Here is a 22262-nt window from a genome sequence, read left to right on the forward strand (position 1 = left end):
ATGTCATCCACAGTACACCTGCCGTTCACTTTGACTCAATCTGAAGTTAAAGTGTCGCCAAACCCTTACCCCGGTAGGGGTATGCACCCCGCCATGTGGTTACGACCGTCCACTACCTGGGCATAAGACATCGCACGATGACGGTAAGGCGGCGGGGTCACCGATATCTGTAGATCCCGACGAGAGACCGCGGCGAACGGGCTATTGACCATGAGACGTCTCAGTGATAGTGGCCGAGTTACCCGCGTCATGGCCGACCGGTACATGCCTCGCACATCACAAACCGAACGCTCCCACAGCGGCCCAACGTCATGTCTCCGCAAACGCGATGCCCGACGCCCCGGGGCCAATACCCTCGTGGCGCTAGGCGGCCCGATCGAGCAGTCCGACCACTGCCTGCCGCAGCTCATCGGCGGGCACGCGCTCGGTGATCACGGCCAGAGCCACCGGGTCACCACCCCGCAGAATGCCCAGCACCATGTGCTCACATCCGATCCAATTGTCTTTGTGCGCAATGGCTTCCCGCAACGCCAGCTCCAAGCACTTCTTGGCCGAGGAGTTGAAGGGGATCATCCCAAAGGGGCGCCACCCGCGGGCACGCCCCTTGCGGCGCCCCGATTTCTCAAATGCCTTCTCGAAGGCTTGCGGGCCGAAGACTTTCGACACACTGTCACGCACCTGCGACAAATCGATGCCAATGGCCTTGAGTGCCTGGGCGTCCTCGTCGTCCAGCGGCGGCTCCTGCGAGCCGGCCCGCAGCCGGTCGCGCACGGCGTCAGCGGTCAGCCCATACCCACCCAGCAGGTCCAGAAGAGGTCCACCCGCACTATCCAGCACGCCGACCAGGACATGCTCGGCGCCGATGCGCGACTCGTCCATCTCGCGGGCCTCCTCTTGCGACAGCACCACGGCGACCTTGGCCGATTTCTGGAACTTCTCGAACATGGCTGCTCACTTCCTCGCGCGGTTGTATTTCTGATGCACTGCCTGACGGCTTACTTCGAGAGCCTCGGCGATCGCCTGCCAGCTCCAGCCCTGGTTGCGTGCATTGGTGACGTGAATTGCTTCGAGTCGTTCACACAAGCGCCGCAACGCCTGGACAGCTCTCAGACCCACGGCCGGATCAGTACTACTGACGGCGTCGTCCAGATCGGCCGACGGAAGATCGCTCATGTTTGTCAAGATAGATTGACAAACATGAGGTGTCAAGGAAAGTTGACAGATGGCCTACCAGCCGACGGGCAACTCGAACAGGCCTCCGGTCAGCAGGTCGGACCGCATCGTCAGTTCCGAGACGTCCTTACGCAGATACAGCCCAGGCAGCCGCTCGACCAGCTGCCCGAGCACCGTGGCCAGCTGCAACCGGGCCAGCGGTGCACCCACGCAATACCGCGCGCCGTACCCGAACGTGACATGAGCCGCGGTATGCCGGGTGACATCCAGCCGGTCCGGGCCGCCGAATACGGCCTGATCGTGATTGGCCGCACCGACATCTAGCAAGAGGAGGTCTCCGGCACTGATATGCACCCCATCGAGGTCGAGATCTTCACGCGCGTATCGCGGTATCTCGCCGCCGCCCGTACGCGAGGCGCGCAATGTCTCTTCCACGGCATTGGCAATCAGGTCCGGCTGTGCCACAAGCAAAGCCCACTGTTCGGGATTGGCCAGCAACAGCAGTGTGGCCAGACCGAGCTGGACGACGGTGGTCTCGTGCCCACCGAGAAGCAACGCCATCGATTGCGAGGCGATCTCGTGGTCGGCGACACCGTCCACAGCACAGAGACGGGAGATCACGTCATCGCCGGGATCCTCGCGCTTACGGGTAACCAGTTGTAACCCGTACACGAAAAGCTGGCCCATCCCCCACTCAGACAGGCTCCGATCACGGGTATTCGATGCGGCCGTGGTCCATTCACGAAACTCGGCCCTATCCGCGTAGGGCACACCGAGCAGTTCGCACAACACCATCATCGGCAGCGGCTGGGCGATAGCGGTGTACAAATCCGCGGGCGGACCCTGGTCGATCATCGCGTCTAGCAGTTCGGTGGACAAGTCGGACACACGACTTTCCAACGCCCGCATCTGCTTTGGCGTGAAATGCGGTTGCATGAGCCGTCGCCCCCGCGCGTGGTCGTCACGTTCGGTCTCATAGTTTCCAATCGGCCCGCCGAAGAACGCTGATTTGCCGGACCGGGCAGCGGTATCGGGCGCGGGGTGTGACCGGCCCACCCGATCGTCATCGAACAGCTGCCGCACTGCCGCATGTCCGGTGACCAGCCAGGCGGGGTCTCCAACGGCGGTGGTCACACGGTGCACGTTCCCCACACACTGCAGCTCCCGCTGCAGGGGTGCCGGCGTGAACAATCCCTCACGCGCGAAGGGCAGCTGCGGCGGTTCCATGAAATTACTGACCCCCGGGATCAAAAAATAGAACCTCTAGTCAATTACCCCAGGCATCATAAGCGACCCATCATGGCCAGGTTCTCAAAATTCGGAAAACCGTCAAAATTTGCTACACATCTATGCCTGCATACATATTTCCTTTTAATAGCAGCTCCAACAGATTTCAACACATTGCCCACATGCGAGATGTGGCGATGATCCCGTCTCGCCTGAAGCCTGGACATATCAGGGTTATCGATTGCCCGGACAGAAATTAGGACACGTTCTAGTGTGAGAACTTGTTCGAGAAACAGGCCTTTGATCGTTCATCCGGTCAAACACCTTGGGGGTGGAAATTGACACAAGCGGCCAGCGTTCCGTGCGCCGAGTCGGCCACGACCTATGTCAGCCCGCCGGGCCTGCGCGTGGCCCGGATGTTGTCCAGGCTGCCCAGGTTGGGAGACACCGTTGGGTTGATGTTGGATCCCACCTTCTACCTGTTCGAGAAGTATCTGCGACATGGCCCGGTCTTCACCGTCAAGACGCCCTATCAGACGTACACGGTGCTGGCCGGAGCCGACGCCGCCACCTTCATGAGCAGTAAGGAAGGGCGCGAGTGCCTGACGGTCGGCAGCTCGTGGCGCTTCGTCGAGGAGCAGTTCGGCGGCAGAGACTCATTGGTCGCCGTGGACGGACCCCAGCACAAACAGTGGCGCACGCTCCTACAGCGCGGCTATTCGCGGGAGGCCATCGCCGGCCGGTACGCGGAGGCCGTCGACGTGATCGACGATGCCGTCGACAAGCATTGGAAGCCGGGGCAGTCGGTACCGGTCCTCCCGGCAATGCAGAAGCTGTCCATCGCACAGGTCGGCACGTTCGTAGGCGGCGTCCGTCCGACCGACAACGACATCGAAGATATCGCGCTCGTAACCCGCGACATCCTGAAGATCGCGCCAGTGCAACATATTCCGAAGTTCATGCTGCGCCTGCCGCGCTACGTCAACGCACGGTCACGCATGGTCAGCGTGGCACAGTCGGCCATTGCCCTGGCGCGGCGTACTCAAGCGGGCGAAGGACCGTCCCGGTCCGCCCTATTGGACGACATCCTCGAATCCTGTGCCAATGATCCCGAAGCAACCAACCAGCGCAATATGCTGTTCCACTCGGTCTTGCCCTACTTCGCGGGAGTTGAAACAACCTCGGCAACAGCAACATACGCGCTCTATCTGATCCTCAAACACCCGACGGTCCTAGCCAGGATCCAGCACGAAGTGGACGCCATGTTCGCCGCGGGCGACATCACCCATGACGGCTTGTTCCACGCGACCCCAGTACTACACGGTGCCGTGATGGAGGCGATGCGGCTACACCCCATAGCCTCCTTCATCATTCGCGTGGCAGCGCAGGATTTCGAGTTCCACGGACACCGCATCAGACGTGGTGAAGGGGTGTTTGTCGGTACCACCGTCCCGCACTTCCTCAGTGAGTTCTACCCCGACCCGATGAGATTCGACGTCGACCGCTATGGAGACTCGGTGGGTCCTAACCGCACACCCGGTGCCTATTCCCCCTTTGGGCGCGGGCCGCACATGTGTGTGGGCAAGGGGCTGGCCGAATCGTTGATGCAGCTGATGCTTGCGCGCATCATCCATCGCCGCACCTTGGAACCCAGCTCCCCGTCTTACCGGCTCTCCAACCGGATATCGTCGAGCTCTCCGTCCCCGAAGTTCGCTGTCCGCGTGGTTAGTTCACGCTGACGATGAAGTCGTTCAATCTGAAGACACGAGGCTGGCGTTGCGACTTGCGCTCGACGTCGGCGTGGTACGGCGACAGCTGCAAGATACGGGCCCAGATCACGTCGCGGTCGGCCCCTTGTAAAGGTTCGGCCATACAAGCCCGCTCGCTACCACCGATGTTCACTCGGCATGCGGGCCGTTTCATCAGCCATGACGACCAGAGTGGATGGTTCGGCCGTGACCAGTTAGTGCCAACCACATACACCGCCCCGTCGATCATCAAGTACTGCAGGGGCACAACGACTTCCTCGCCGCGGCCATTGGTAACCAACAAGGTCAATGACGGAATCCGCGAGACGGCGGTGATGGTCCACCGCCCACCCGCGAGCCGGTACAGCACCCGGTCCGCGATGACAGAAGACCGCCGGATCGGCGCCGCCAGATTGTGGTGCCCCACTGACAGCACCGCCTTGCGGATCACCCCCACGAGCCCGCCCCGCTCCTGCCATGCCTCCGCCGATGTGTCGATGTCAACCTCCCCGGTCCAGGTACCCGAACAATGCCATGACGATAGCGCTCGACGATGGCGCGGCAAGCTGAATCTGATCGATAACCCTGATCTGAAACCGGTGATCAAAAATCCCGAGAACGTTGTGACCGAAGCGAATTCCGCTCCCGAACGATAGGAAGAACCGAGATGGAACAGCTCACCGGATACGATGCGAGCTTCCTCTACCTTGAGACACCCACGCACTATCACCAGGGTTACGGTGTCGTCATCCTCGACACATCAACCATGGCGGACGGTTACAGCTTTGGAGCGGTCAGGGACTGGCTGAGTTCGCGAGTCGCCGAGATTCCCACCTATACCGAGAGAGCCCACGACCCCTGGTACAACCTCGGACATCCCTTTTGGGTTGCCGACAGCTCATTCGACCTGGATCGCCATGTGCACCGTGTCGTGCTCCCGTCGCCCGGCACCGACGCGCAGCTCGCCCAGCGTTGCTCCGAAATCGCCTCACTCCCCCTCGATCAGCGGTACCCGCTGTGGGAAATCTGGGTGTTGGAGGGCATGAGCAATGGCAACGTGGCGATTCTGATCAAGCGCCACAACGCGAGTCTCGATGGCGTTCGGGGTAACTCGCAGCTGGGCCAGCTGTGCGGCAATGACGCCACCGAGTTGGCGGTAGTCCGCGATGCCGGGCCGATCGAGCCCCTCACCCTCATGCTGGGTGGCTTACGCACCCTGGCCGGTAAGCCGGTCAAGATGGCCAAGATGCTTGCCGAGAACATCAGGTCACGCCGCCGGGGGGATGCCCCGGAGCTTCCGCCCGGAGTCCCCGAGCCCATGTCGGCGCCACGCACTTCGTTCAACACCACGCTGACCTCCAATCGCAACCTGGCATGGATAAGCCTTCCGATCGCCGATGTGCTGCGGGTGAAAAGAAGGCTGGATGTGAAGCTGAACGACGTCATGCTGGCGCTGACCGCGACCGTGATACGCAAGTACCTCATCGAACGCGATGAACTCCCGGACCAACCGCTGCGCGCCTTCGTCCCGGTCTCGGTGCACGATAAGCCCGGCCAGCACGGCCGCAACCGCACCACTGGCCTGCTGACAAGCCTGCAGACCCGCACCGACGACCCTGTGCAGCGAGCGCGAGAGATCGCCTCCATCACCGACGCCGCCAAGGTGCATGCCGAGGCACTGGGCCCCGGACGAATCCACGACTGGTTCGACTTCAGCGCACGGTACTGGGGTCTGTTGTTCCGCGCGTACTCCCGTCTGCGGATGTCTGATCGGCACAAGGTGATGCAGAACCTCGTGTTGTCGAATATTGGTGGGCGCCACACAGATCTGTACTTCGCCGGAGCGAAAGTGGCCGGTTTCTATCCGTTCGGCGCACCCTTCGACGGCGGTGCGCTGTTCGTCACGGTTGCCTCTCACGACGACCGGCTCAACGTGGGCCTGATCGCGTGCCCCGAGATAATCCCTGCGCTCGCCGACATCGCCGCTGGGTACAAAGAAGCGCTCTCCGAATTGTCGGAGGCCCTGGATACCGCCGAGGCCATGTCCAAATGAGCGGCCAGGGAGGGGCAGAGACCGCACTGAACGCCGATAGGTACCGTGCCGCAACCCAGGACACAATCGGCACACTGATCGAACTCAACAGATCCAAACGCCCCAACATTCTCGTCGCGGGGCTGGCGATCACAGCAGAGAGCGCGCAGGCGGGGTATCTCATCAGTGAATTACTCTCTACTGGTACGGATTACGTAACCTATTTCGGTAACTCGCTGGAAGAGGCATTGTCGGGGGCCATTCGATTGATCCGCCACACCAGCAAGGTGACCGGCGATCGACTCCGCGAGAGCTGGGTTCTGGTTGCGGACCGCGACGAAAGGCTGCGGCGGTACTTCGATCCGCTCGGTGAAGGCGCGGGCAAGGGGATGACCCGCCATGTGAGGTTCGTGTCCTCCCCCGCAGAGGCGCTGGCGGAGCTTCCAACACGGGCATGGTCAGGACTCGTGGTCCTCGATCCTGATGGCGATACCGCTGACCTACTGTCGACAGCACAGCGCCACAACATAATCCGGGTAATAGCGGAGAGCCGTTCCCTGGGTGTCGCCGATGCCAACAGACCCCCAGACGGTGATGTGTTCGTCTTCGGCGAGAACCTCACCGATTTCCAGGCCCCATTCGGCTCCTACTCCATGTCACAAGAAACGTATGGCGTCTGGAACAACCCGCTGGACGCCATGGCACAGACATCGACATTCGCCGCGAATGCCACTGCCTTGACACTGGTGATCGAAACCCTGCGCCGCCATGGTCATGTCAGCGATCTCCAGGAAACGGTTCTCGCCGACATCCATACATCACGGCAGGTACGTAACGACCATTTCCGCCGGTTCTCTAACCCATCCGCAGCCAATCTGATGGAGGCCTTCGGTCTCGATTTCGACTTCTCGGAAGCCGATGGCGCGCGGATCCTGTTGCGGGACGGGACAACACTGCTTGACTGCGCACTGGGTAACGGCGCCAACCTACGCGGGCACAATCCCCCGGATCTCGCGCAGCTACTCGCAGACCACGACGAGCACTCGGACTATACCGCGCTATTATCCGAGTTATTGTGTGAAATAAGCGGTTTCGACGAGGTACTGCCAGCGGTCAGCGGGGCCACGAGTGTAGAGGCCGCCTTGTGCCTGGCACGGCTCGCACGCCCCGACAAACCGCGCATCGTCACTTTCCGAGGCAACTTCTCCGGCAAGACCATCTCTACCCTCAATGTCAGTCGCTACGGACCGCAGCGTTCTGCCAGCATCGACGGTGCGTTCGAACCGTACTACCCGGACGTGGTATTCATCGATCCCTTCGGCGCCCAGGCGGCCCAGGACCTCGCCCAGGCCCTGGAGCATCCGGATGTGGGTCTGGTGTGGTGTGAACTGATCCAAGGGATGTCCTGCCGCGCGATACCTCCCGAGTTGCTACGCATAATTGCCGATGCCAGGCAACGTCGCGGCTTTCTCGTCGGCATCGACGAGGTGCTCACCGGCGTGTGGCGCAGCGCCGAGACATTCCTGCTCCAACAAACCTGGATGCCCGGGGTGGTGGACATCGTCACCATCGCCAAACCTCTGTCGGACATGATGTTTCCCATGGCGGCAGCGCTGGCGACATCGACGGTAGTGGACGCTGCGCGCGAAACAAATGCCCGTGCCGTATCCGATCTACAGGGCCGGTACCGAAACAACCTCGGCGCGCACATCGCCTGGCACGCTCTGCGTAGTGTCGACACCCCCGAACTGCACACCCAGCGCCGAGCTGAACGCGCCACCCTCGTCGAGGGCTTACGCCGTCTGGCAGACAGGTCGCCGCTGTATCAGTCGGTGGAGGGCTACGGCACGCATCTGCGCCTCATCGTCGATCCACGGTACTTCCCATTCCAGGAGAACGGCCTGATGGGGGAATTACTGGGCCAGGCCATGGAAGACCTGATTCTGCGCCGCTGCAAGGTGATCCTGGGACGCGGCCGCTTCTTCCCGCCTCTGTTCCCTCCCTCAGGGACAATGGCCGAGGCCGTCGAGCGACTGGAACGTGGATTCGACGGCGTCACTCCGGTCACGGTGTACGCAACTCTGGTGCGCTGTCTCGCGGGTCTTACCACCTTCATGGTGAAAAGACAGCTCCGGCGGCTAGTACTCGGCTCGATCCCGGCTCGGGGCGCCAGGTTGGACCGGGCAACGTGAGCGACTCAGTCGGATGGCGGGTGGCCGGCCCCAAACCACCATGGGGCCACCAAACCGGCAGTGATGCCGGCGATTTCATTGGTCTCGTGATACAGCGCCCGTGCGGCCTCTATCGAACTCGCGGTGGGCCATGGCAGATAGCGGTCAATCTTCGCGTAAGCGAGACCGGGCGCGGTGTCGCCGCGCGTCAGAAATTCATGCAGCCAATCGGCAGACCGCTCGGGCGTGCTGAAGCCCTCCGAATTCTCGAATCTGGTGAGAATCGTGCGGAACAGCCAGCGGGACAAGCCATTCATATTCCTGGTGATGCCGGTGGCCGGCATGATCCCCGGGTCGTAGGAGAGCACCGCGTAGTCGTCCGGAACTCGCTCGGAGTAGGCGCGGCACAGTTCCACCGTGCCCCTCTTACTGGTCACATACGCCTGCGGCCCGCCAAGCGCACCGGGCAGACACGCCTGGGCCAGCGGAAGACCGGAGGGTTCGGGGAGCCCGGTCCACCAACGCCGACGATCGTGAGCGCCGGAACCCACAAACACAACTCGCGCCTTGGCGTCCAGGGACGGCGACAACAACGCCAGGAGCAGATGCGGCGCTATCAGATTGGTGACCATGGTGCTGTCGAGACCCCCGTATGCAGATCCCGGTCGACGCCCCGGATGGATCCCGGCGTTGAGCACCACCGAACCGATCGGCCCGAGGTCTCCGGCGCGCACCGCATTGTTGAGCTCGGCCGCTGCCTCCCGAACACTCTCCAGCACCGCCAGATCGCACACCACGTAGTGCACGTCATCTGTCCCGAAACGGCCGATCAACTCGGCTCGGCGCCTTTCATTGCGACACAACATGATCAGCCGATACGAGCCGGAGACCGAGAGGAGCTGCGCAAGTGTTGACCCAAGCCCGGACGTGGCACCCGTCAGGACGAGCGATCTATCGCCGGTTCGCCGCATAGTTCAGGAATATACGGCCATAATCATCTCGAATCAGGCAGGGAGACCCAAGTGAGCTTCGAACACGAGCAAGCTGTCGACGTCCTCGTCGTGGGTGCCGGTATCGCCGGAATCAGCGCGGCATGGCATTTCGCCAATCATTGCCCATCATTGAACGTCGCAGTGCTGGAGAGCCGTTCGGAGATAGGTGGCACGTGGAGCCTGTTCCGTTACCCGGGCGTGCGCTGCGACTCGGACATGTACACACTCAGTTTCTCCTTCGCGCCGTGGACCGGGCGGGACGCGATCGTGGACGGTGACACCATCCTGCGGTATCTGAAAGACGTAGTCGCCAAGGAGAATCTCGAGCGGCTCATCCGATTCAATCACGGGGTACGCGAGGCGCGATGGTCGTCGGAGACCGCCAAGTGGACGCTGACAGTCGACACCCCGGACGGTCCACGAACCATGACTTGTTCGTTTCTGATGGTGTGCACCGGCTATTACCGCTACGACGGCGGATACCTGCCGGAGTTTTCCGGCATCGAAGACTTCCACGGCCCGGTGGTGCATCCCCAGGAGTGGCCCGAGGATATCATCCTGAAAGACAAGAGGGTCGCCCTCATCGGCAGCGGAGCGACCGCCATGACCCTCGCACCGCGACTGGCCGAGGAAGCCCGCCATGTCAGCGTGGTGCAACGCTCCCCGAGCTACGTCGTGAGCCGCCCGCAGCGTGATCGCTTCGCCAACCTGCTCTTGCGCTGTCTCCCCGACAGTCTGGCGCTACAGATCATTCGCGCCAAGAACATCTCTCTGATGACACTTTCCCTCTATCTCGCCCGTCGGGTTCCAGAACGTATGGGTGAGGCCATCATCGACCGTGCGAAACGCGAACTCCCGCCAGGCTATGACAGCGATACCCATTTCCGGCCGCGTTACAAGATCTGGGACAACCGGCTGTGCCTGATCCTCGACGGAAACCTGTTCGAATCGATCGGACGCGGCGACCTCAGCATGGTGACCGGGGAGATCGAAAGGTTCACCGAGACCGGGCTCATCCTCACCTCTGGTGAGCAGGTGTCCGCCGACGTCGTGGTGGCGGCCACCGGATTCCATATGCGGCTGTTCGGCGGTATCGAGTTCTACCGCGACGACGAGCCCATCGACTTCAGCAGCACCGTCTGCTACAAGGGGATGATGCTCGACGGCGTGCCGAATTTCGCCTTCACCGTCGGATATCAGGCCGCGAGCTACACGCTCAAGGCAGACATCGTGTCACGGTATGTCAGCAGGCTGCTCGACTATCTCTACTCCCACCGAATCTCCTCGGTGACACCGCATCTCGACGACGATTCGGTGTCCCTGGAGCCGTTCACGGGATATCGCCCGGGCTATGTGGAACGTGTGCTGTCCGACCTGCCACGCCAGGGATCGCGACCGCCCTGGCGGCTGAGCATGAACTACTACCGGGACATGTGGATGGCGCGTGCGCAACCGGTCCAGGACGACAACCTCCGATTCTCACAAAGCGCTGCGCAATAGGATAATTGGGCCAGGCAATGACGACACCGGCGTTCCGAGTCACCCGTCCGTGGCCGATCCGCATGCTCAATCACGCCGGACGACCGCTGGCCAGGATCGGGGCGGCTCCGCGGCTGGACCCCCAACACCTACGGGCCGCGGCAAGCCGTGCCGCCGGACTGCCGTGGATACCCGACGACTATCTCGACACCGCACTGGACGTTCTCGCGGCTTCGCTGTGCGGCGACGCGGAGCTCAGTTTTCTGGGCCGAAAGATGGTGCAAGTGCGCCTCGTCGGGATGCTCACCACGCGTCTGCGCTTGCGAGAGCTGATCAGGAAACATCCCGAGATAGCGGAGCTGCGGGTTGAGCCGCCGATAGTCATCGTCGGCCTTCAGCGCACCGGAACCACCCTGCTGCACAGGCTGCTCGCTGCCGACCCCGCAGCAGGATCGATGAGGTCATGGGAGGGCGCCCAGCCGCTACCCCACCCGGACGAGCCCACCGGCGCCGCCAATCTGCGAATAGCCAAGGCCGCCAAGGACGAGGCCTCGTTGCGGTATCTGGCACCGCAGTTTTTCGCCATCCATTCGGTAGAGGCGGAGGCCCCCGAGGAGGATGTGCTGCTGCTCGATTTCGCGCTGCACAGCCAGATGCCGGAGGTGATGTTCCATGTACCGTCGTACGCGAGCTGGCTTGCCACCCAAGACATGCAACCCGCATACGAGCTGCATCGACTGCTTTTGCAGGTGCTTCAGTGGCAGCAACCCCGGGGCCGATGGGTACTCAAAACTCCCGCGCACCTTGAACATCTAGACGTACTACTGCGGGTCTACCCGGATGCAGTGGTGGTCTGGACACATCGGGATCCGGCACAGACCACGGCTTCGTCGTCAAGCATGCTGGCGCACTACCAGGCATTGTTCAGCGACCACGTGGACCATCATCGACTCTCCCGGTACTGGCTCGGCAAGAACGCACAGATCATCGACCGCGCGATCACCGTTCGCGGCAACCATCCTGAATCGTTTGTAGACATCAATTACCCTGAGCTACTGAATGATCCGATGAGGTCGGTGCAGCGTATCCATGACGCTGCCGGGCGCCCGCTCTCTGATGCGGCGGTCGCGGCCATGCAGACGTCGTTGCGCACGAACAGACAGCACAAGCACGGTGAGCACCGATACAGTCTTGAACAATTCGGACTGACGACAGAAGAAGTGGACGACGCATACCAACGGTACGTAGCGCACTTCTCGATCGAGCGCGAAAGTGGTGGCGTGCGTGAGCGCCTATGATTTCGACGGCGTGGTGACACAGCCTTTCACCGATGCGATCGCCGAAGCCGAGCGGCTGGTCACCACCGCGCCTCATATTGAATCGGAATCGGACCTCCTTGAGGGCCTCGACTACCTCGCCGGGAGTATCGCCGCCTCTTTGCATCTGGTCTTCAACTTCAGTGCAGAGCATCCGATGTTGCTCAGCGGCACAGGGCCATTCACCAAGATGGGGCTCGATAATCCGGATTTTCTATACTTCGCCACACAGGTCGACGGACGCCACGACTACGTGCTCAGCGGTACTCGCGGCAGCACTGTGGACCTCAACTTCCAGCTGCTGGACAGCGACTACACCGACACCGGAGTGCCGGGCAGCGTCACCGCCTTCGATGATCGCGACCTGGTAATCGCCGAGGACGGCAGCTATCGGGTGAGCATCGGTGCGACGCCAATCGCGCACTGCCACAGACACATCCCCATTGCGGCGCGTCCTGCGCAGCTGATCGTCCGGGAGGCGTACAACGACTGGTCCGAAAAACGGGGGACAGTGGTGATCAGCCGTGCCGACACCATCGGCTCGGGGGCGGTTCCCCTCACCAAGGACTTCATCGCCGGCAGATACATGGGTGCCGGGCTGCACTTGGTGAACCGGGTAAAGACGTGGCTGCAGTTTCCCCAGTGGTTCTACATGAACAACCCCGCCAACGTCTTCGAACCACCGCGCATCACTCCGGGAGGGCTGGCCACGCAGTTCTCGTCGGTGGGCTACTTCGAACTCGAACCTCACCAGGCTCTCGTCGTGACCGTGCCGAAATCCGAGGCGCCGTACCAAGGTTTTCAGGTAGGCAGCATGTGGTACGTATCGCTGGACTACACCAACCATCAGACGTCCCTGAACGCGGAGCAATCGCATGTGGACCCCGACGGCATGATCCGGCTGGTGATCAGCGACCAGAACCCCGGTATCGCCAACTGGATCGAGACCGTGGGACACCGGCGCGGGTTCCTGAAGTTCCGCTGGCAGCGGACGGACCGTCCCATCCTCGACGAAGACGGCCCCCGCGCCGAAGTGGTGGATTTTGACCGCCTCCCGGCTACCTTGCCGTTCTACGCAGATGGCGCAATATCGGAGCGGCAATGGCGCACCCGCATCGCCGCACGACAGACAGCGGTGGCGGCGCGGATGTTGGGATGACCCTCCACCCTGCCTGCCCGGTGTCTCTAAGAGGAGTCCTTCGGCTTTTCTCCGCGCAGCCGCGCCTGCAGATCCGCACGGTCGGCCCGGCGCCGCTCGTCGACCACGGCGATGCTGGCAGTCACCCGGCGACGCAGTGGCGCGAATACCGCCATGCCCAACGGCAGCGCGATGATCAGCGCGAACAGGATCGCGATGGCCAGGGGGAAGTCCTCGTACCCGATGAGCCGGGCCACCCAGAAGATGACGAGCGTCAGGATGACCGCGAGCCCCAACCGCGCCAGGGTGTACACCGCGATATCGATAGCGAGCCGGCTCCCCGGCGACCGTTCAGCCACGTCACCACCCTATCGCTGCGCCGTACGCCGACCTTGGCCGCGCGTATATTCGGAGGTAGTTGTTCAGGAGGCTCTTGTGTATTACGTGCTCATCGCGGTCGTACTCGGTGCGCTGATCTACGCCGGATGGCGGATCAGCCAATCGGTGCCCGCCCGTCCGCAGACCCGCGTGACCGGCCCCGACGACGACCCGGACTTCCTCTGGCGCATCAGCAAGGACGGCCCGTCCGAGCACTGACGCTGCGCGGCCCGTCGCCGCACAATTCCAGTGACTAGCCCTGGAACGTCTGCTGCTGGCGCTGTGTCCCGGTGAACCCTTGCGCCACCACGGCGGCCAGCTCGATGAGCGAACGACGCGTCGCGGGCCGCAACCGGTCCAGGCTGATCTCGGCGCCCTCTTCCAGGTGTGGATCGAACGGCACCAACCGCACAGCACGGCACCGCCGCGAGAAGTGATCAACGACCTTCTGCATATCGACCTTGCCCGAACGCGGACGCACCGCGTTGATCACCGCAACGGAGCGGCGCACCAGCTCGCGATGCCCATGCGCATCGAGCCAGTCCAGGGTGGCCGAGGCGCTACGGGCACCGTCGACCGAGCCGGAGCTGATGACCACGAGAGTGTCGGCCTGTTCCAGCACCGAGGACATCGCGGAGTGCATAAGTCCGGTACCGCAGTCCGTGAGCACCACGCTGTAGAAGCGCTCAAGAATCTCCAGTGTGCGTGCGTAATCCTCGGCGCTGAACGCCTCGGAGACCGCCGGGTCACTTTCGGATGCGAGCACCTCCAGGCGGCTCGGCCCCTGCGAGGTGTAACTGCGGACATCGCTGTAGCGCTGGATCGAATTGGCGTCCCGCAGCAGGTGACGCACCGTCGCCGGCGTCTCCAGCGGCACCTTCTGGCTCAGTGTGCCGCGGTCCGGGTTCGCGTCGACGGCGATGACGCGGTCACCGCGAATGGAGGCGAAGGTCGCGCCGAGGGTCGCGGTGACGGTGGTCTTACCGACGCCTCCCTTAAGGCTCAGCAACGCGATCTTGTAGCAGCCCTGCAACGGCTGGTTCACCTGAGCGACGAGGTCGTTTTCCTCGGTCTTCTTGGTGCCCTCGCCGAGGTTGATCGTCCCGAACGACGCCCGGTAGACGGTCTTGCGCCAACCCGCGGACGGCGCCGGTTTATGGGGGCGCAGCAGCGCGGAGGTGGACAAGTCGCGCGAGGAAGGCGGTAACTCGGGCCGAATCTGGCCACCGATACCGGTCTGCTGGCCACCCACCGGGGTGTAGTAGCGAGAACCACCGAGGGGAGGCTGCTGAGCTTGCTGAGGAATACCCGAGGCAGGGGTATCACTGGCCCAGCGATCCGCCGTGAAGGGCGTCGACTGCGCGGGCGACTCACCCGAATCACTGAATCGGTTGTCGGCCCGGAAGCCGCCCGACGATCCGGCCGCGCCGATCGCGGTGGGATCGGGGTTTTCCTGTCCACCGGACGGCGTGAAGTCCAGTGGCGCGAACGAACCACCGAGAGTGTTGAGCGATGGCACCGAGGGATCGTGGCCGAGGCCCGCGATGTCCTGCTGTGGTGCGAACGGATCCTGATACGGGACCGCTTGGAACTGTTGAGTCATCTCATGGGGCTGCTGTGGCGCGCTCTGGCCGTACATCACCGGCTGCGCGGGCTCCTGCGCTGCCCAGGGCGGGGCCGTCGGTCCACCCTGCGCCTCGTCGGCGTAAGGCGACGGTCCATCCGGCGCGCGGTGCGCGGGATAGTCAGACATCGATCCCCCAATGCATTGGTTGGACGTGCAGGTCGGACACGGAGAGCCCGGAGCAACTGTTCAGAAGGACTCAGCATCGCACCCTATCGCAGGTGTGATGAACCGATCTGGCGGAACAGTTCCCGCGGACCCCCCTAGCTCACCCCAGCGTACGAGTGAAGACCGACAGTGACCAGGTTGACGAAGAAGAGGTTGAACACCATGGCCACGAATCCGGCCACGTTGATCCACGCTGCCTTCCGGTCCCGCCACCCGGCAGTGGACCGTGCGTGCAGGTAGGCGGCATAGATGACCCACGCGATGAAGGACACGGTCTCCTTGGGGTCCCAGGCCCAGAACCGCCCCCACGCCTCCTCGGCCCAGATGGCACCGAAAATCACGCCAAACCCGAAGATGGGGAATCCGAAGATGGTCGTCCGGTAGGCCAGCCGGTCCAGCGACTGGGCATCGGGAAGCCGCTGCACCAGGGTGTTGTCCGGGAAGTACATCTTGACCAGGAACAGGATGCTCGCCACCCCGGCCACCAGGAACACACCCGACCCGAGACTGACCACCGACACGTGGATGGGCAGCCAGTAGGACTGCAGCGCGGGCATCACCGGCGCGGCGTAGGTGTACAGGTACCGGCCGGACACCGTCAGCAAAATCAGCACCGGAATCAGCACGAAGACCCACAGCGCGCGGTCGTAGCGTTTACGGAGCACCACAGCCGCGGTGACCAGGCCGCACGCACACGTCAGGTTGATGAACTCGTACATGTTGCCCCACGGCACCCGGGTGGTGGCCACACCGCGCAGCACGATGCAGACCAACAACAATCCAATGCCCAGGTACACCAGCGCCTGCCCGGCGCCGCCGACCCTCTCACCCAGGGGGCGCTTGCCCTTCGGCACCACCAGGCCCGGCTGATTCTCGTCGGCGGACACCACCTCGCCGCCGGAGCTGACGAGCTCCCGTTGCGCGGTCTTGTTGCTCTGCCGGTAGGCCAGCTCGATGGCCAACAGCACCAGCGCACCGACCATCACCACGATCGCCGAGGTGAAGGCGTAGTCGGAGAACCTGGCCAGATCTACGTCGATATTGGTCGAATTCATTCGGCATCCTCATCCTTGTGGCCGTTCCCGGCCCTAGCGACAGGCAGATCCTCAAGGCAGCGGTCGCACAACCGCTCGAATTCGTCGCCCCAGCCGGAGCTGTCGGTGCGCGCCAGCCCTCCCAGCTCGACATTTACCGTACCTGCGGTGGCGCCCGGGGTCAGCCGCGCCCAGACTCGACGGCGCTTGATGACGAGCGAGACCACCAGGCCCGCCATCATGGTCAGCGCGAAGACCAGAACCCACAGTTGGGCGGGGTCGCGCGACACCTGCAGGTTCACGAAGTTGACGGCGCCGTCGAACTTGACGATGGTGCCGTCGTTGAGCTTGACCGACTGTCCCGGCAGCAGATTCGCGCGTGCCACCTGATTGAGACGCTTCTGTTCGATCATGCGGGGGTCGAGCTCGAAGATCGACTGCGCGCGACCCGAATCCAGCCCGGTGTCTCCGCGGTAAATGTTGATGGCCACAGCGGGCTTGCGCATCTCGGGGAAGCTCGACGAGAGCAGGGTGCCGTGCAGTTGTTCTGTGGGCGCGAACAAACCCTGGATGGCGATCTGATTCTTGCGACGCACGTTGGGGTCCGGATAGGTGCCCGCCGGCGGATCGATGCGCACGGCTCCGGACGACAGCAGGGTGGTGGGGTCGTCCGGTCGCCACTGGATGGTCTCGCTGCGCTTGCGCCCGTCCGGGAAGGTCACCGTGAACGTGGGGGCGTATCCGTAGCCGAGCAGGTACACGCGGTTGCCGTTGACACGCAGCGGATGGTTCATGGCCAGCCGCTCCGGCCGCCACACGTTGTTCTGGAGATCGTCCCCGGCCTGGTACTCGATGTGCGATTCGAACGAATGCGCCTGCCCGGAAGCAAGATATGTGGCCTTGAAGTCTTTGACCTTGACGCATATGGGGTCCAGGTTGGTGCCGTCGACGGTGTTGCCCGCCCGGAACGAGTCGAAGGCCGCCGGCGATGACGAGCAGAATCCCGGACCGTTGTTGGCGATGACAATGACATTGCCCTCGTATCCGAAAAGCTTGCCGACCGCGAACGCGACCAGCAGGCCGACGAGGGAAAGGTGAAAGACCAAGTTCCCGAACTCGCGCAGATAGCCCTTCTCTGCCGAAATCTCGGTGATCCCGTCTCTTTCCTGGGTGACTCTGCGCCAGCCCCGGAGCCGGCCCTCGATGGTCGACGCGACATCGGACCGGTCGGCCCGCACCAGCCTTTCCTGATGCTTGGGCAGCCGTCCCAGGTTCCGGGGCACGGGAACCGGCTGCGCGCGAAGGGCCTTGGCGTGCTCGACGGTGCGGGGAATGATGCATCCCACCAGCGAGACAAACAGCAGCACGTAGATCGCCGTGAACCAGAAGCTGGAGAACACGTCGAAGGCCTGCACACGATCCAGCCACGGGCCGATGGTCGAATGCTCTGCCAGGTATTCGTCAACCTTGGCCTGGTTCAGCGCGCGTTGCGGCAGCATCGCACCGGGTATCGCGCCAAGCGCGAGCAGCACCAACAGCGCCAGCGCCGTACCCATCGAGGTCAGGCCGCGCCAGGTGTTGCGCACATAGGCAAGAAGACGCTTCGCGATCATCACTAGATGGGCAACCTCGCGTCGGAAACGAATGAATCACGAACCCAGGCAACGAAATCGGCCCACACGCCGGTAACCAGCGCGACCCCTACCGCCAGCAGCGCGATACCGCCGATGATCTGGATGGTCCGGGTGTGCCGTCGCAGCCAGTCCATGCCGCGCACCGCACGGGCCGAGCCAAAGGCCAGCAGCAGGAACGGGATTCCCAGCCCCAGGCAGTAGGCGATCACCAGCGTGATCCCGCGAGCCACGTCAGCGCCCTCGGTGGCCGAGGCCACCGCGACCACACCGGTGAGAGTCGGCCCCAGGCATGGCGTCCACCCAAGGGCGAACACCGCACCAAGCAACGGCGCTCCGGCCACGGTGGAGATGCGGCGCGGTGTGAACCGGAAATCACGCTGCAGCGCGGGCACCAGACCGATGAACACCAGACCCATCGCGATGGTGATTACTCCCCCGATGCGTTGCAGCAGCATCTGATTGGTTATCAGCGTGGTGGTCATACCCATCACGGCGACCGTCCCGAGCAGGAACACCGCGGTGAATCCGGCGACGAACAGCAATGCCGAACCCGTGACGCGCAACCGATGAGATCGAGTACCGGCTCCGCTCTCTGGTCTGTCGTCGGCGCCCACCACGGCGGCCAGGTAGGACAGATATCCGGGCACGAGTGGGATCACGCACGGCGAGGCGAACGACACCAGACCCGCCAGCGCGCAGGCACCCAGCGCCAGCAGCAGGGGTCCACTGGTGGCCGCATCCTGGAAAGCGGAGCCGGCGTCGGCGAGGATCACTTCGTAGCCCCTGCGGGTTCTTTCGCGATCCGCTCCACCGCAGGCTGTAGGTCCTGCGTCAACAACTCACGCAGGAACACCGCCGCCACCCGGTGCTGACGGTCCAGAATCAGGGTGGCGGGAATGGCTCCCGTGGGGAACTTCCTGCCGAACGCGATGAGTGTGCGCATCGACGGGTCGTAAATGGACGGGTACGGCACCTTGCGGTCGGTCACGAAATCCTGCGCCTTGGTGATCTCGTTGTCCCGGACGTTGATCCCCAGGAACTCGACACCCTGTGCGTGCGTGGCCCTGTACACGTCTTCCAACGCGGAGAACTCCGAGCGGCAGGGTCCACACCATTGCCCCCACACGTTGATGACAACGACCTTGTTGACGAAATCCTTGAGCGACAGCGTCTTTGTGGGGTCCAGCAGGTTCGGCCCCTCGATGGCTCCGGGCGCCTGACGCGCGTCGGGCGGATCGTAGAAAATATCGGTCTTACCGCCCGGTGAGACGAATTGAAACTGCCCACCGCGCGCCACCGCGTCATCACCGGTAGAGCACCCGGTGATGAGCAGAATCAGCGCGGCCAGCGCCGCGACCACACGTCGCACGAGCTACCCCGCCGGTTCCGAATACACGACATCGACCAACTCATCGCCGTCGAACACCAGCGAGGTGAGTGAGGCGACGTTGCACTGACGCTTACGAGGGTCGTGCCACAGTCGCTTACCGAGCAGATGCTGACGGGCGGTCCACACCGGCAACTGATGGCTCACGCAGACCACCTCAGCGCCCGCGGCGCGACTGCGCGCGCGGTCGATCGCCGCCGACATCCGGAACGCGATGTCGGCGTATGGCTCTCCCCAGGACGGGGTGAACGGGTCGCGCAGCTTCCACCAATTCCGGGGGTCCCGCAAAGCGCCGTCACCCACCGATACCTTCATACCCTCAAAGGAGTTGCCCGCCTCGATGAGATCGTCGTCGGTCACGATGGTGAGTCCGTGCGCCTCGGCGATGGGTGTGGCAGTCTGCTGAGCACGCAGTAGCGGCGAAGCGATCACCGCTGCAATCTTGTTGCCCTGCAGTGATTCTGCCACCTTCGCGGCTTGTCCCTGACCTTTGTCCGACAACCGAAAGTTGGGCAGCCGGCCGTACAGAATGCCCTCCGGGTTGTGTACCTCGCCATGGCGCATCAAATGAACAGTGGTGCGGCTCATCGAAATTCCTTACCTCTCCTCGACAGAGGCCGCGGCACGGGCAGCGGCGGGCAAAGCGTCGGCAATACGGTCGAACGCCTCGTCATCGAGGGCGGTGGAAACGAACCAGGTCTCGAACGCGCTCGGCGGCGCGTACACATCGCGGCTCAGCAGTGCATGGAAAAATGCGGGATAGCGCCAGGTGTCGGTGGCCTTGGCGCTCTCGAAGTCATGCACCGGCTCGGCGCCGAAGAAGAGGCTGAACATGTTGCCGGCGCGGCCGATCTGGTGCGCCACCCCCTCGGCATCCAGCGCCGCGGTAATCAGTGCGATGAGTGCATCGGCGTTACGATCAAGCGTTTCATAGGCTTTCACATCTGCCGCACGCAAAGAGGCCAGCCCGGCGGCAACAGCGATCGGATTGCCGGACAACGTGCCCGCCTGATACACCGGCCCCAACGGGGCCAGGCGCTCCATGATGTCGGCACGGCCACCGAACGCTGCGGCGGGCATGCCACCGCTCATCACCTTGCCGAACGTCACCAGATCCCCGGCGACCTGGTCGATGCCGAACCAGCCCGAACGGCTGACGCGGAATCCCGTCATGACCTCGTCCATGATGAGCAGCGCGCCATGGTTTTCGGTGATGCGCCGCAGTCCGGTGTTGAAATCCGGTGCGGGCGCGACGGTGCCCATGTTGCCGGCGGCCGCCTCGGTGATGACAGCGGCGATCTGATCACCTTGTTCGGCGAAGGTGCGAGCCACGGCACCAATGTCGTTGTACGGCAGCACGATGGTGTCGGCCGCGGAGGCGCCGGTGACACCGGGCGAGGAGGGCAGGCCCAGGGTGGCCACCCCGGAGCCAGCATCGGCCAGCAGGGCGTCCACATGCCCGTGGTAACAACCGGCGAACTTGACGATCTTGGGCCGTCCGGTGAATCCGCGAGCCAGGCGCACCGCACTCATGGTGGCCTCGGTTCCGGAGTTGACCAGACGCACCTTTTCCACCGGCTGCACGCGATCGATGAGTTCGCGCGCGAGCTCGATCTCCCCCTCGACGGGTGCGCCGTAGGACAGCCCGTCCTTGGCGGCCCGTTGCACGGCCTCCACCACAGCGGGGTGTGCGTGGCCGAGGATCAGCGGACCCCAGGAGCAGACCAGGTCCACGTACCGGTTGTCGTCGACATCAGTGAGCCAGCATCCGGCGCCGGATTTGATGAACCGCGGGACACCCCCGACCGCCGCGAAGGCACGCACCGGCGAGTTCACTCCACCTGGGATAACGGCCGAGGCGTCGGCGAACAGACGTGCGGAGTTGGCTGTCTCGTCAGGCACGGCATCCAGTGTCTCAGCTGGCGCCAAATCGTCCACTACAGGGTGTAGTGGATCAGGCAGGTCTCAGCGCAAAAGTGGGGTGATCGGCGTCGTCGGGCAGCTGGGCGAAATAGCCGTCCACCACCTTCCCGGCCTTGGGCTTGTAGGCGGCGATGATGGGTGCACGGTCGGCGACCGGGACCTCGGTAGCCGTGTATGCCGTGGTAGCGCCCTTGACCGTGAGTGTCACCTGCGGGTTGGCCCTGATGTTCTTGACCCATTGACTCTCGCCACGGGTGGACACCAGGTACTTGACTCCCTCGACATCCACGGTCGCCACCGGGATCTGCTGGGGCTCCCCGCTGACCCGCTTGGTGATCGTGAGCGTCTCGCCGATATTGGCGGCCATCGCCACCCGGTTGAAAACCTTGCGCACGAACCAAGGGGGCTTGAGGTATGCCATGGATCACAGTTTGATGGTGGTATGCAGATACCGCAATCGGTCGCGCGCTTCAACAAATACGTCACCAACCCCGTCCAGCGGCTGTGGGCGGGCTGGGCCCCGAGCTTCGCCATCATCGAGCACAAGGGCCGCAAGTCGGGCAAGGAGTTCCGGACGCCCGTCACCGCCTTCAAGACTCCCGACGGCGTGGCCATTCTGCTGACCTATGGCCCGGACCGGGACTGGCTGAAGAACCTCAATGCGGCCGGCGGCGGCAAGATCGTGCGCCGTGGGAAGACCCACGACGTCGTCAATCCGCGGGTGGTCAGCCGGGATGAGGCGGCGGCACTGGTCAAGAGCCGCGCATTCGGGAAGCTTCCGTTCGATCAGGCCGTGCTGCTGACCTACGCCTAGCTCTTCTCTGCGCGGATAGACCTG

At 63.3% G+C, this 22262-nt stretch carries 22 protein-coding genes; 8 read left to right on the forward strand and 14 right to left on the reverse strand.

Annotated features, from left to right (window positions below; translation table 11 throughout):
* Positions 1-363 precede the first annotated feature (363 nt).
* Genes BB28_RS19980 through BB28_RS19990 form a run of 3 tightly spaced genes read right to left on the reverse strand, consistent with a single transcriptional unit; the run spans position 364 to position 2400 of the window.
* Positions 364-945, reverse strand: coding sequence for a Clp protease N-terminal domain-containing protein (locus tag BB28_RS19980; RefSeq protein WP_046254765.1), 582 nt, complete (start codon positions 943-945; stop codon positions 364-366).
* A 6-nt stretch (positions 946-951) separates the two neighbouring features.
* Complete coding sequence (locus BB28_RS19985) at positions 952-1173, reverse strand: sigma-70 RNA polymerase sigma factor region 4 domain-containing protein (protein WP_046254766.1); 222 nt, start codon at positions 1171-1173, stop codon at positions 952-954.
* A gap of 54 nt (positions 1174-1227) precedes the next feature.
* A complete protein-coding gene (locus BB28_RS19990) occupies positions 1228-2400 on the reverse strand; it encodes a cytochrome P450 (protein ID WP_046254767.1) in 1173 nt (390 codons plus the stop codon).
* 407 nt (positions 2401-2807) lie between these two features.
* Between BB28_RS19990 and BB28_RS19995 the strand changes: the two genes are divergently transcribed.
* Positions 2808-4139 carry a cytochrome P450 gene (locus tag BB28_RS19995; protein ID WP_030096536.1) on the forward strand — a complete coding sequence of 444 codons (1332 nt, stop codon included), beginning with the start codon at positions 2808-2810 and terminating at the stop codon, positions 4137-4139.
* Here BB28_RS19995 and BB28_RS20000 read toward each other — a convergent pair.
* A complete protein-coding gene (locus tag BB28_RS20000) occupies positions 4126-4599 on the reverse strand; it encodes a nitroreductase family deazaflavin-dependent oxidoreductase (protein ID WP_044105277.1) in 474 nt (157 codons plus the stop codon). The two genes, BB28_RS19995 and BB28_RS20000, sit on opposite strands and share 14 nt — an antisense overlap.
* Before the next feature lie 216 nt (positions 4600-4815).
* Between BB28_RS20000 and BB28_RS20005 the strand changes: the two genes are divergently transcribed.
* The gene (locus BB28_RS20005; protein WP_046254768.1) at positions 4816-6201 is read left to right on the forward strand and encodes a wax ester/triacylglycerol synthase family O-acyltransferase; all 1386 of its coding nucleotides are present in this window, start codon (positions 4816-4818) and stop codon (positions 6199-6201) included.
* Positions 6198-8372 (forward strand): aminotransferase class III-fold pyridoxal phosphate-dependent enzyme, encoded by a 2175-nt coding sequence (locus BB28_RS20010; protein WP_046254769.1) that lies wholly within the window; start codon positions 6198-6200, stop codon positions 8370-8372. Before BB28_RS20005 ends, BB28_RS20010 begins: the two co-directional genes overlap by 4 nt.
* A gap of 5 nt (positions 8373-8377) precedes the next feature.
* Here the strand turns inward: BB28_RS20010 and BB28_RS20015 are convergent, their stop codons facing one another.
* Complete coding sequence (locus BB28_RS20015) at positions 8378-9322, reverse strand: SDR family NAD(P)-dependent oxidoreductase (RefSeq protein WP_046254770.1); 945 nt, start codon at positions 9320-9322, stop codon at positions 8378-8380.
* A 51-nt stretch (positions 9323-9373) separates the two neighbouring features.
* Between BB28_RS20015 and BB28_RS20020 the strand changes: the two genes are divergently transcribed.
* The 3 genes from BB28_RS20020 to BB28_RS20030 are packed head-to-tail and all read left to right on the forward strand — an operon-like array spanning position 9374 to position 13297.
* Positions 9374-10843, forward strand: a complete 1470-nt coding sequence (locus BB28_RS20020; RefSeq protein ID WP_046254771.1) for a flavin-containing monooxygenase — start codon at positions 9374-9376, stop codon at positions 10841-10843.
* Positions 10844-10860: 17 nt separating this feature from the next.
* Positions 10861-12120 (forward strand): sulfotransferase family protein, encoded by a 1260-nt coding sequence (locus tag BB28_RS20025; RefSeq protein ID WP_046254772.1) that lies wholly within the window; start codon positions 10861-10863, stop codon positions 12118-12120.
* A gap of 10 nt (positions 12121-12130) precedes the next feature.
* Entirely contained in the window at positions 12131-13297 is a 1167-nt protein-coding gene (locus tag BB28_RS20030) for a hypothetical protein (protein ID WP_046256012.1), read from the forward strand.
* 26 nt (positions 13298-13323) lie between these two features.
* On the opposite strand, the gene BB28_RS20035 is transcribed toward BB28_RS20030, so the two are convergent.
* Positions 13324-13635: a DUF4229 domain-containing protein gene (locus BB28_RS20035; protein ID WP_030096528.1), complete on the reverse strand. Its 312-nt coding sequence runs from the start codon at positions 13633-13635 to the stop codon at positions 13324-13326.
* 76 nt (positions 13636-13711) lie between these two features.
* Between BB28_RS20035 and BB28_RS25385 the strand changes: the two genes are divergently transcribed.
* Positions 13712-13873: a hypothetical protein gene (locus BB28_RS25385; protein WP_044105092.1), complete on the forward strand. Its 162-nt coding sequence runs from the start codon at positions 13712-13714 to the stop codon at positions 13871-13873.
* A gap of 34 nt (positions 13874-13907) precedes the next feature.
* Here the strand turns inward: BB28_RS25385 and BB28_RS20040 are convergent, their stop codons facing one another.
* The 8 genes from BB28_RS20040 to BB28_RS20075 form a co-directional block, all read right to left on the reverse strand.
* Entirely contained in the window at positions 13908-15293 is a 1386-nt protein-coding gene (locus tag BB28_RS20040; RefSeq protein WP_030096527.1) for a MinD/ParA family ATP-binding protein, read from the reverse strand.
* A gap of 248 nt (positions 15294-15541) precedes the next feature.
* On the reverse strand, positions 15542-16501 hold the full coding sequence (gene ccsB / locus BB28_RS20045) for a c-type cytochrome biogenesis protein CcsB (RefSeq protein ID WP_030096526.1): 960 nt from the start codon (positions 16499-16501) through the stop codon (positions 15542-15544).
* Positions 16498-18096, reverse strand: a complete 1599-nt coding sequence (resB, locus tag BB28_RS20050) for a cytochrome c biogenesis protein ResB (protein WP_109550489.1) — start codon at positions 18094-18096, stop codon at positions 16498-16500. The genes ccsB and resB overlap by 4 nt, the downstream gene beginning before the upstream one ends.
* Positions 18096-18887 (reverse strand): cytochrome c biogenesis CcdA family protein, encoded by a 792-nt coding sequence (locus BB28_RS20055; RefSeq protein WP_046254774.1) that lies wholly within the window; start codon positions 18885-18887, stop codon positions 18096-18098. The genes resB and BB28_RS20055 overlap by 1 nt, the downstream gene beginning before the upstream one ends.
* Positions 18884-19483 (reverse strand): TlpA disulfide reductase family protein, encoded by a 600-nt coding sequence (locus BB28_RS20060; protein WP_046254775.1) that lies wholly within the window; start codon positions 19481-19483, stop codon positions 18884-18886. Before BB28_RS20060 ends, BB28_RS20055 begins: the two co-directional genes overlap by 4 nt.
* Before the next feature lie 3 nt (positions 19484-19486).
* Positions 19487-20089, reverse strand: coding sequence for a histidine phosphatase family protein (locus tag BB28_RS20065; protein WP_046254776.1), 603 nt, complete (start codon positions 20087-20089; stop codon positions 19487-19489).
* A 9-nt stretch (positions 20090-20098) separates the two neighbouring features.
* On the reverse strand, positions 20099-21403 hold the full coding sequence (gene hemL, locus BB28_RS20070) for a glutamate-1-semialdehyde 2,1-aminomutase (RefSeq protein WP_046256013.1): 1305 nt from the start codon (positions 21401-21403) through the stop codon (positions 20099-20101).
* Between the two features lie 52 nt (positions 21404-21455).
* Positions 21456-21845 carry a nitroreductase family deazaflavin-dependent oxidoreductase gene (locus BB28_RS20075; protein WP_046254777.1) on the reverse strand — a complete coding sequence of 130 codons (390 nt, stop codon included), beginning with the start codon at positions 21843-21845 and terminating at the stop codon, positions 21456-21458.
* A gap of 21 nt (positions 21846-21866) precedes the next feature.
* On the opposite strand from BB28_RS20075, the gene BB28_RS20080 reads away from it, so the two are divergent.
* Positions 21867-22238: a nitroreductase family deazaflavin-dependent oxidoreductase gene (locus BB28_RS20080; protein ID WP_030096519.1), complete on the forward strand. Its 372-nt coding sequence runs from the start codon at positions 21867-21869 to the stop codon at positions 22236-22238.
* Positions 22239-22262 lie beyond the last annotated feature (24 nt).

The organism is Mycobacteroides chelonae CCUG 47445 (assembly GCF_001632805.1).
Taxonomy (GTDB): Bacteria; Actinomycetota; Actinomycetes; order Mycobacteriales; family Mycobacteriaceae; genus Mycobacterium; species Mycobacterium chelonae.

Coding starts and splice junctions, on each gene's coding strand:
- BB28_RS19985 (WP_046254766.1), bottom strand. CDS start 1,173: ATGAGCGATCTTCCGTCGGCCGATCTGGACGACGCCGTCAGTAGTACT.
- BB28_RS19980 (WP_046254765.1), bottom strand. CDS start 945: ATGTTCGAGAAGTTCCAGAAATCGGCCAAGGTCGCCGTGGTGCTGTCG.
- ccsB (WP_030096526.1), bottom strand. CDS start 16,501: ATGAATTCGACCAATATCGACGTAGATCTGGCCAGGTTCTCCGACTAC.
- BB28_RS20040 (WP_030096527.1), bottom strand. CDS start 15,293: ATGTACGGCCAGAGCGCGCCACAGCAGCCCCATGAGATGACTCAACAG.
- BB28_RS20080 (WP_030096519.1), top strand. CDS start 21,867: ATGCAGATACCGCAATCGGTCGCGCGCTTCAACAAATACGTCACCAAC.
- BB28_RS20065 (WP_046254776.1), bottom strand. CDS start 20,089: ATGAGCCGCACCACTGTTCATTTGATGCGCCATGGCGAGGTACACAAC.
- BB28_RS20025 (WP_046254772.1), top strand. CDS start 10,861: ATGACGACACCGGCGTTCCGAGTCACCCGTCCGTGGCCGATCCGCATG.
- BB28_RS20005 (WP_046254768.1), top strand. CDS start 4,816: ATGGAACAGCTCACCGGATACGATGCGAGCTTCCTCTACCTTGAGACA.
- BB28_RS20015 (WP_046254770.1), bottom strand. CDS start 9,322: ATGCGGCGAACCGGCGATAGATCGCTCGTCCTGACGGGTGCCACGTCC.
- BB28_RS20075 (WP_046254777.1), bottom strand. CDS start 21,845: ATGGCATACCTCAAGCCCCCTTGGTTCGTGCGCAAGGTTTTCAACCGG.
- BB28_RS19990 (WP_046254767.1), bottom strand. CDS start 2,400: ATGGAACCGCCGCAGCTGCCCTTCGCGCGTGAGGGATTGTTCACGCCG.
- BB28_RS20010 (WP_046254769.1), top strand. CDS start 6,198: ATGAGCGGCCAGGGAGGGGCAGAGACCGCACTGAACGCCGATAGGTAC.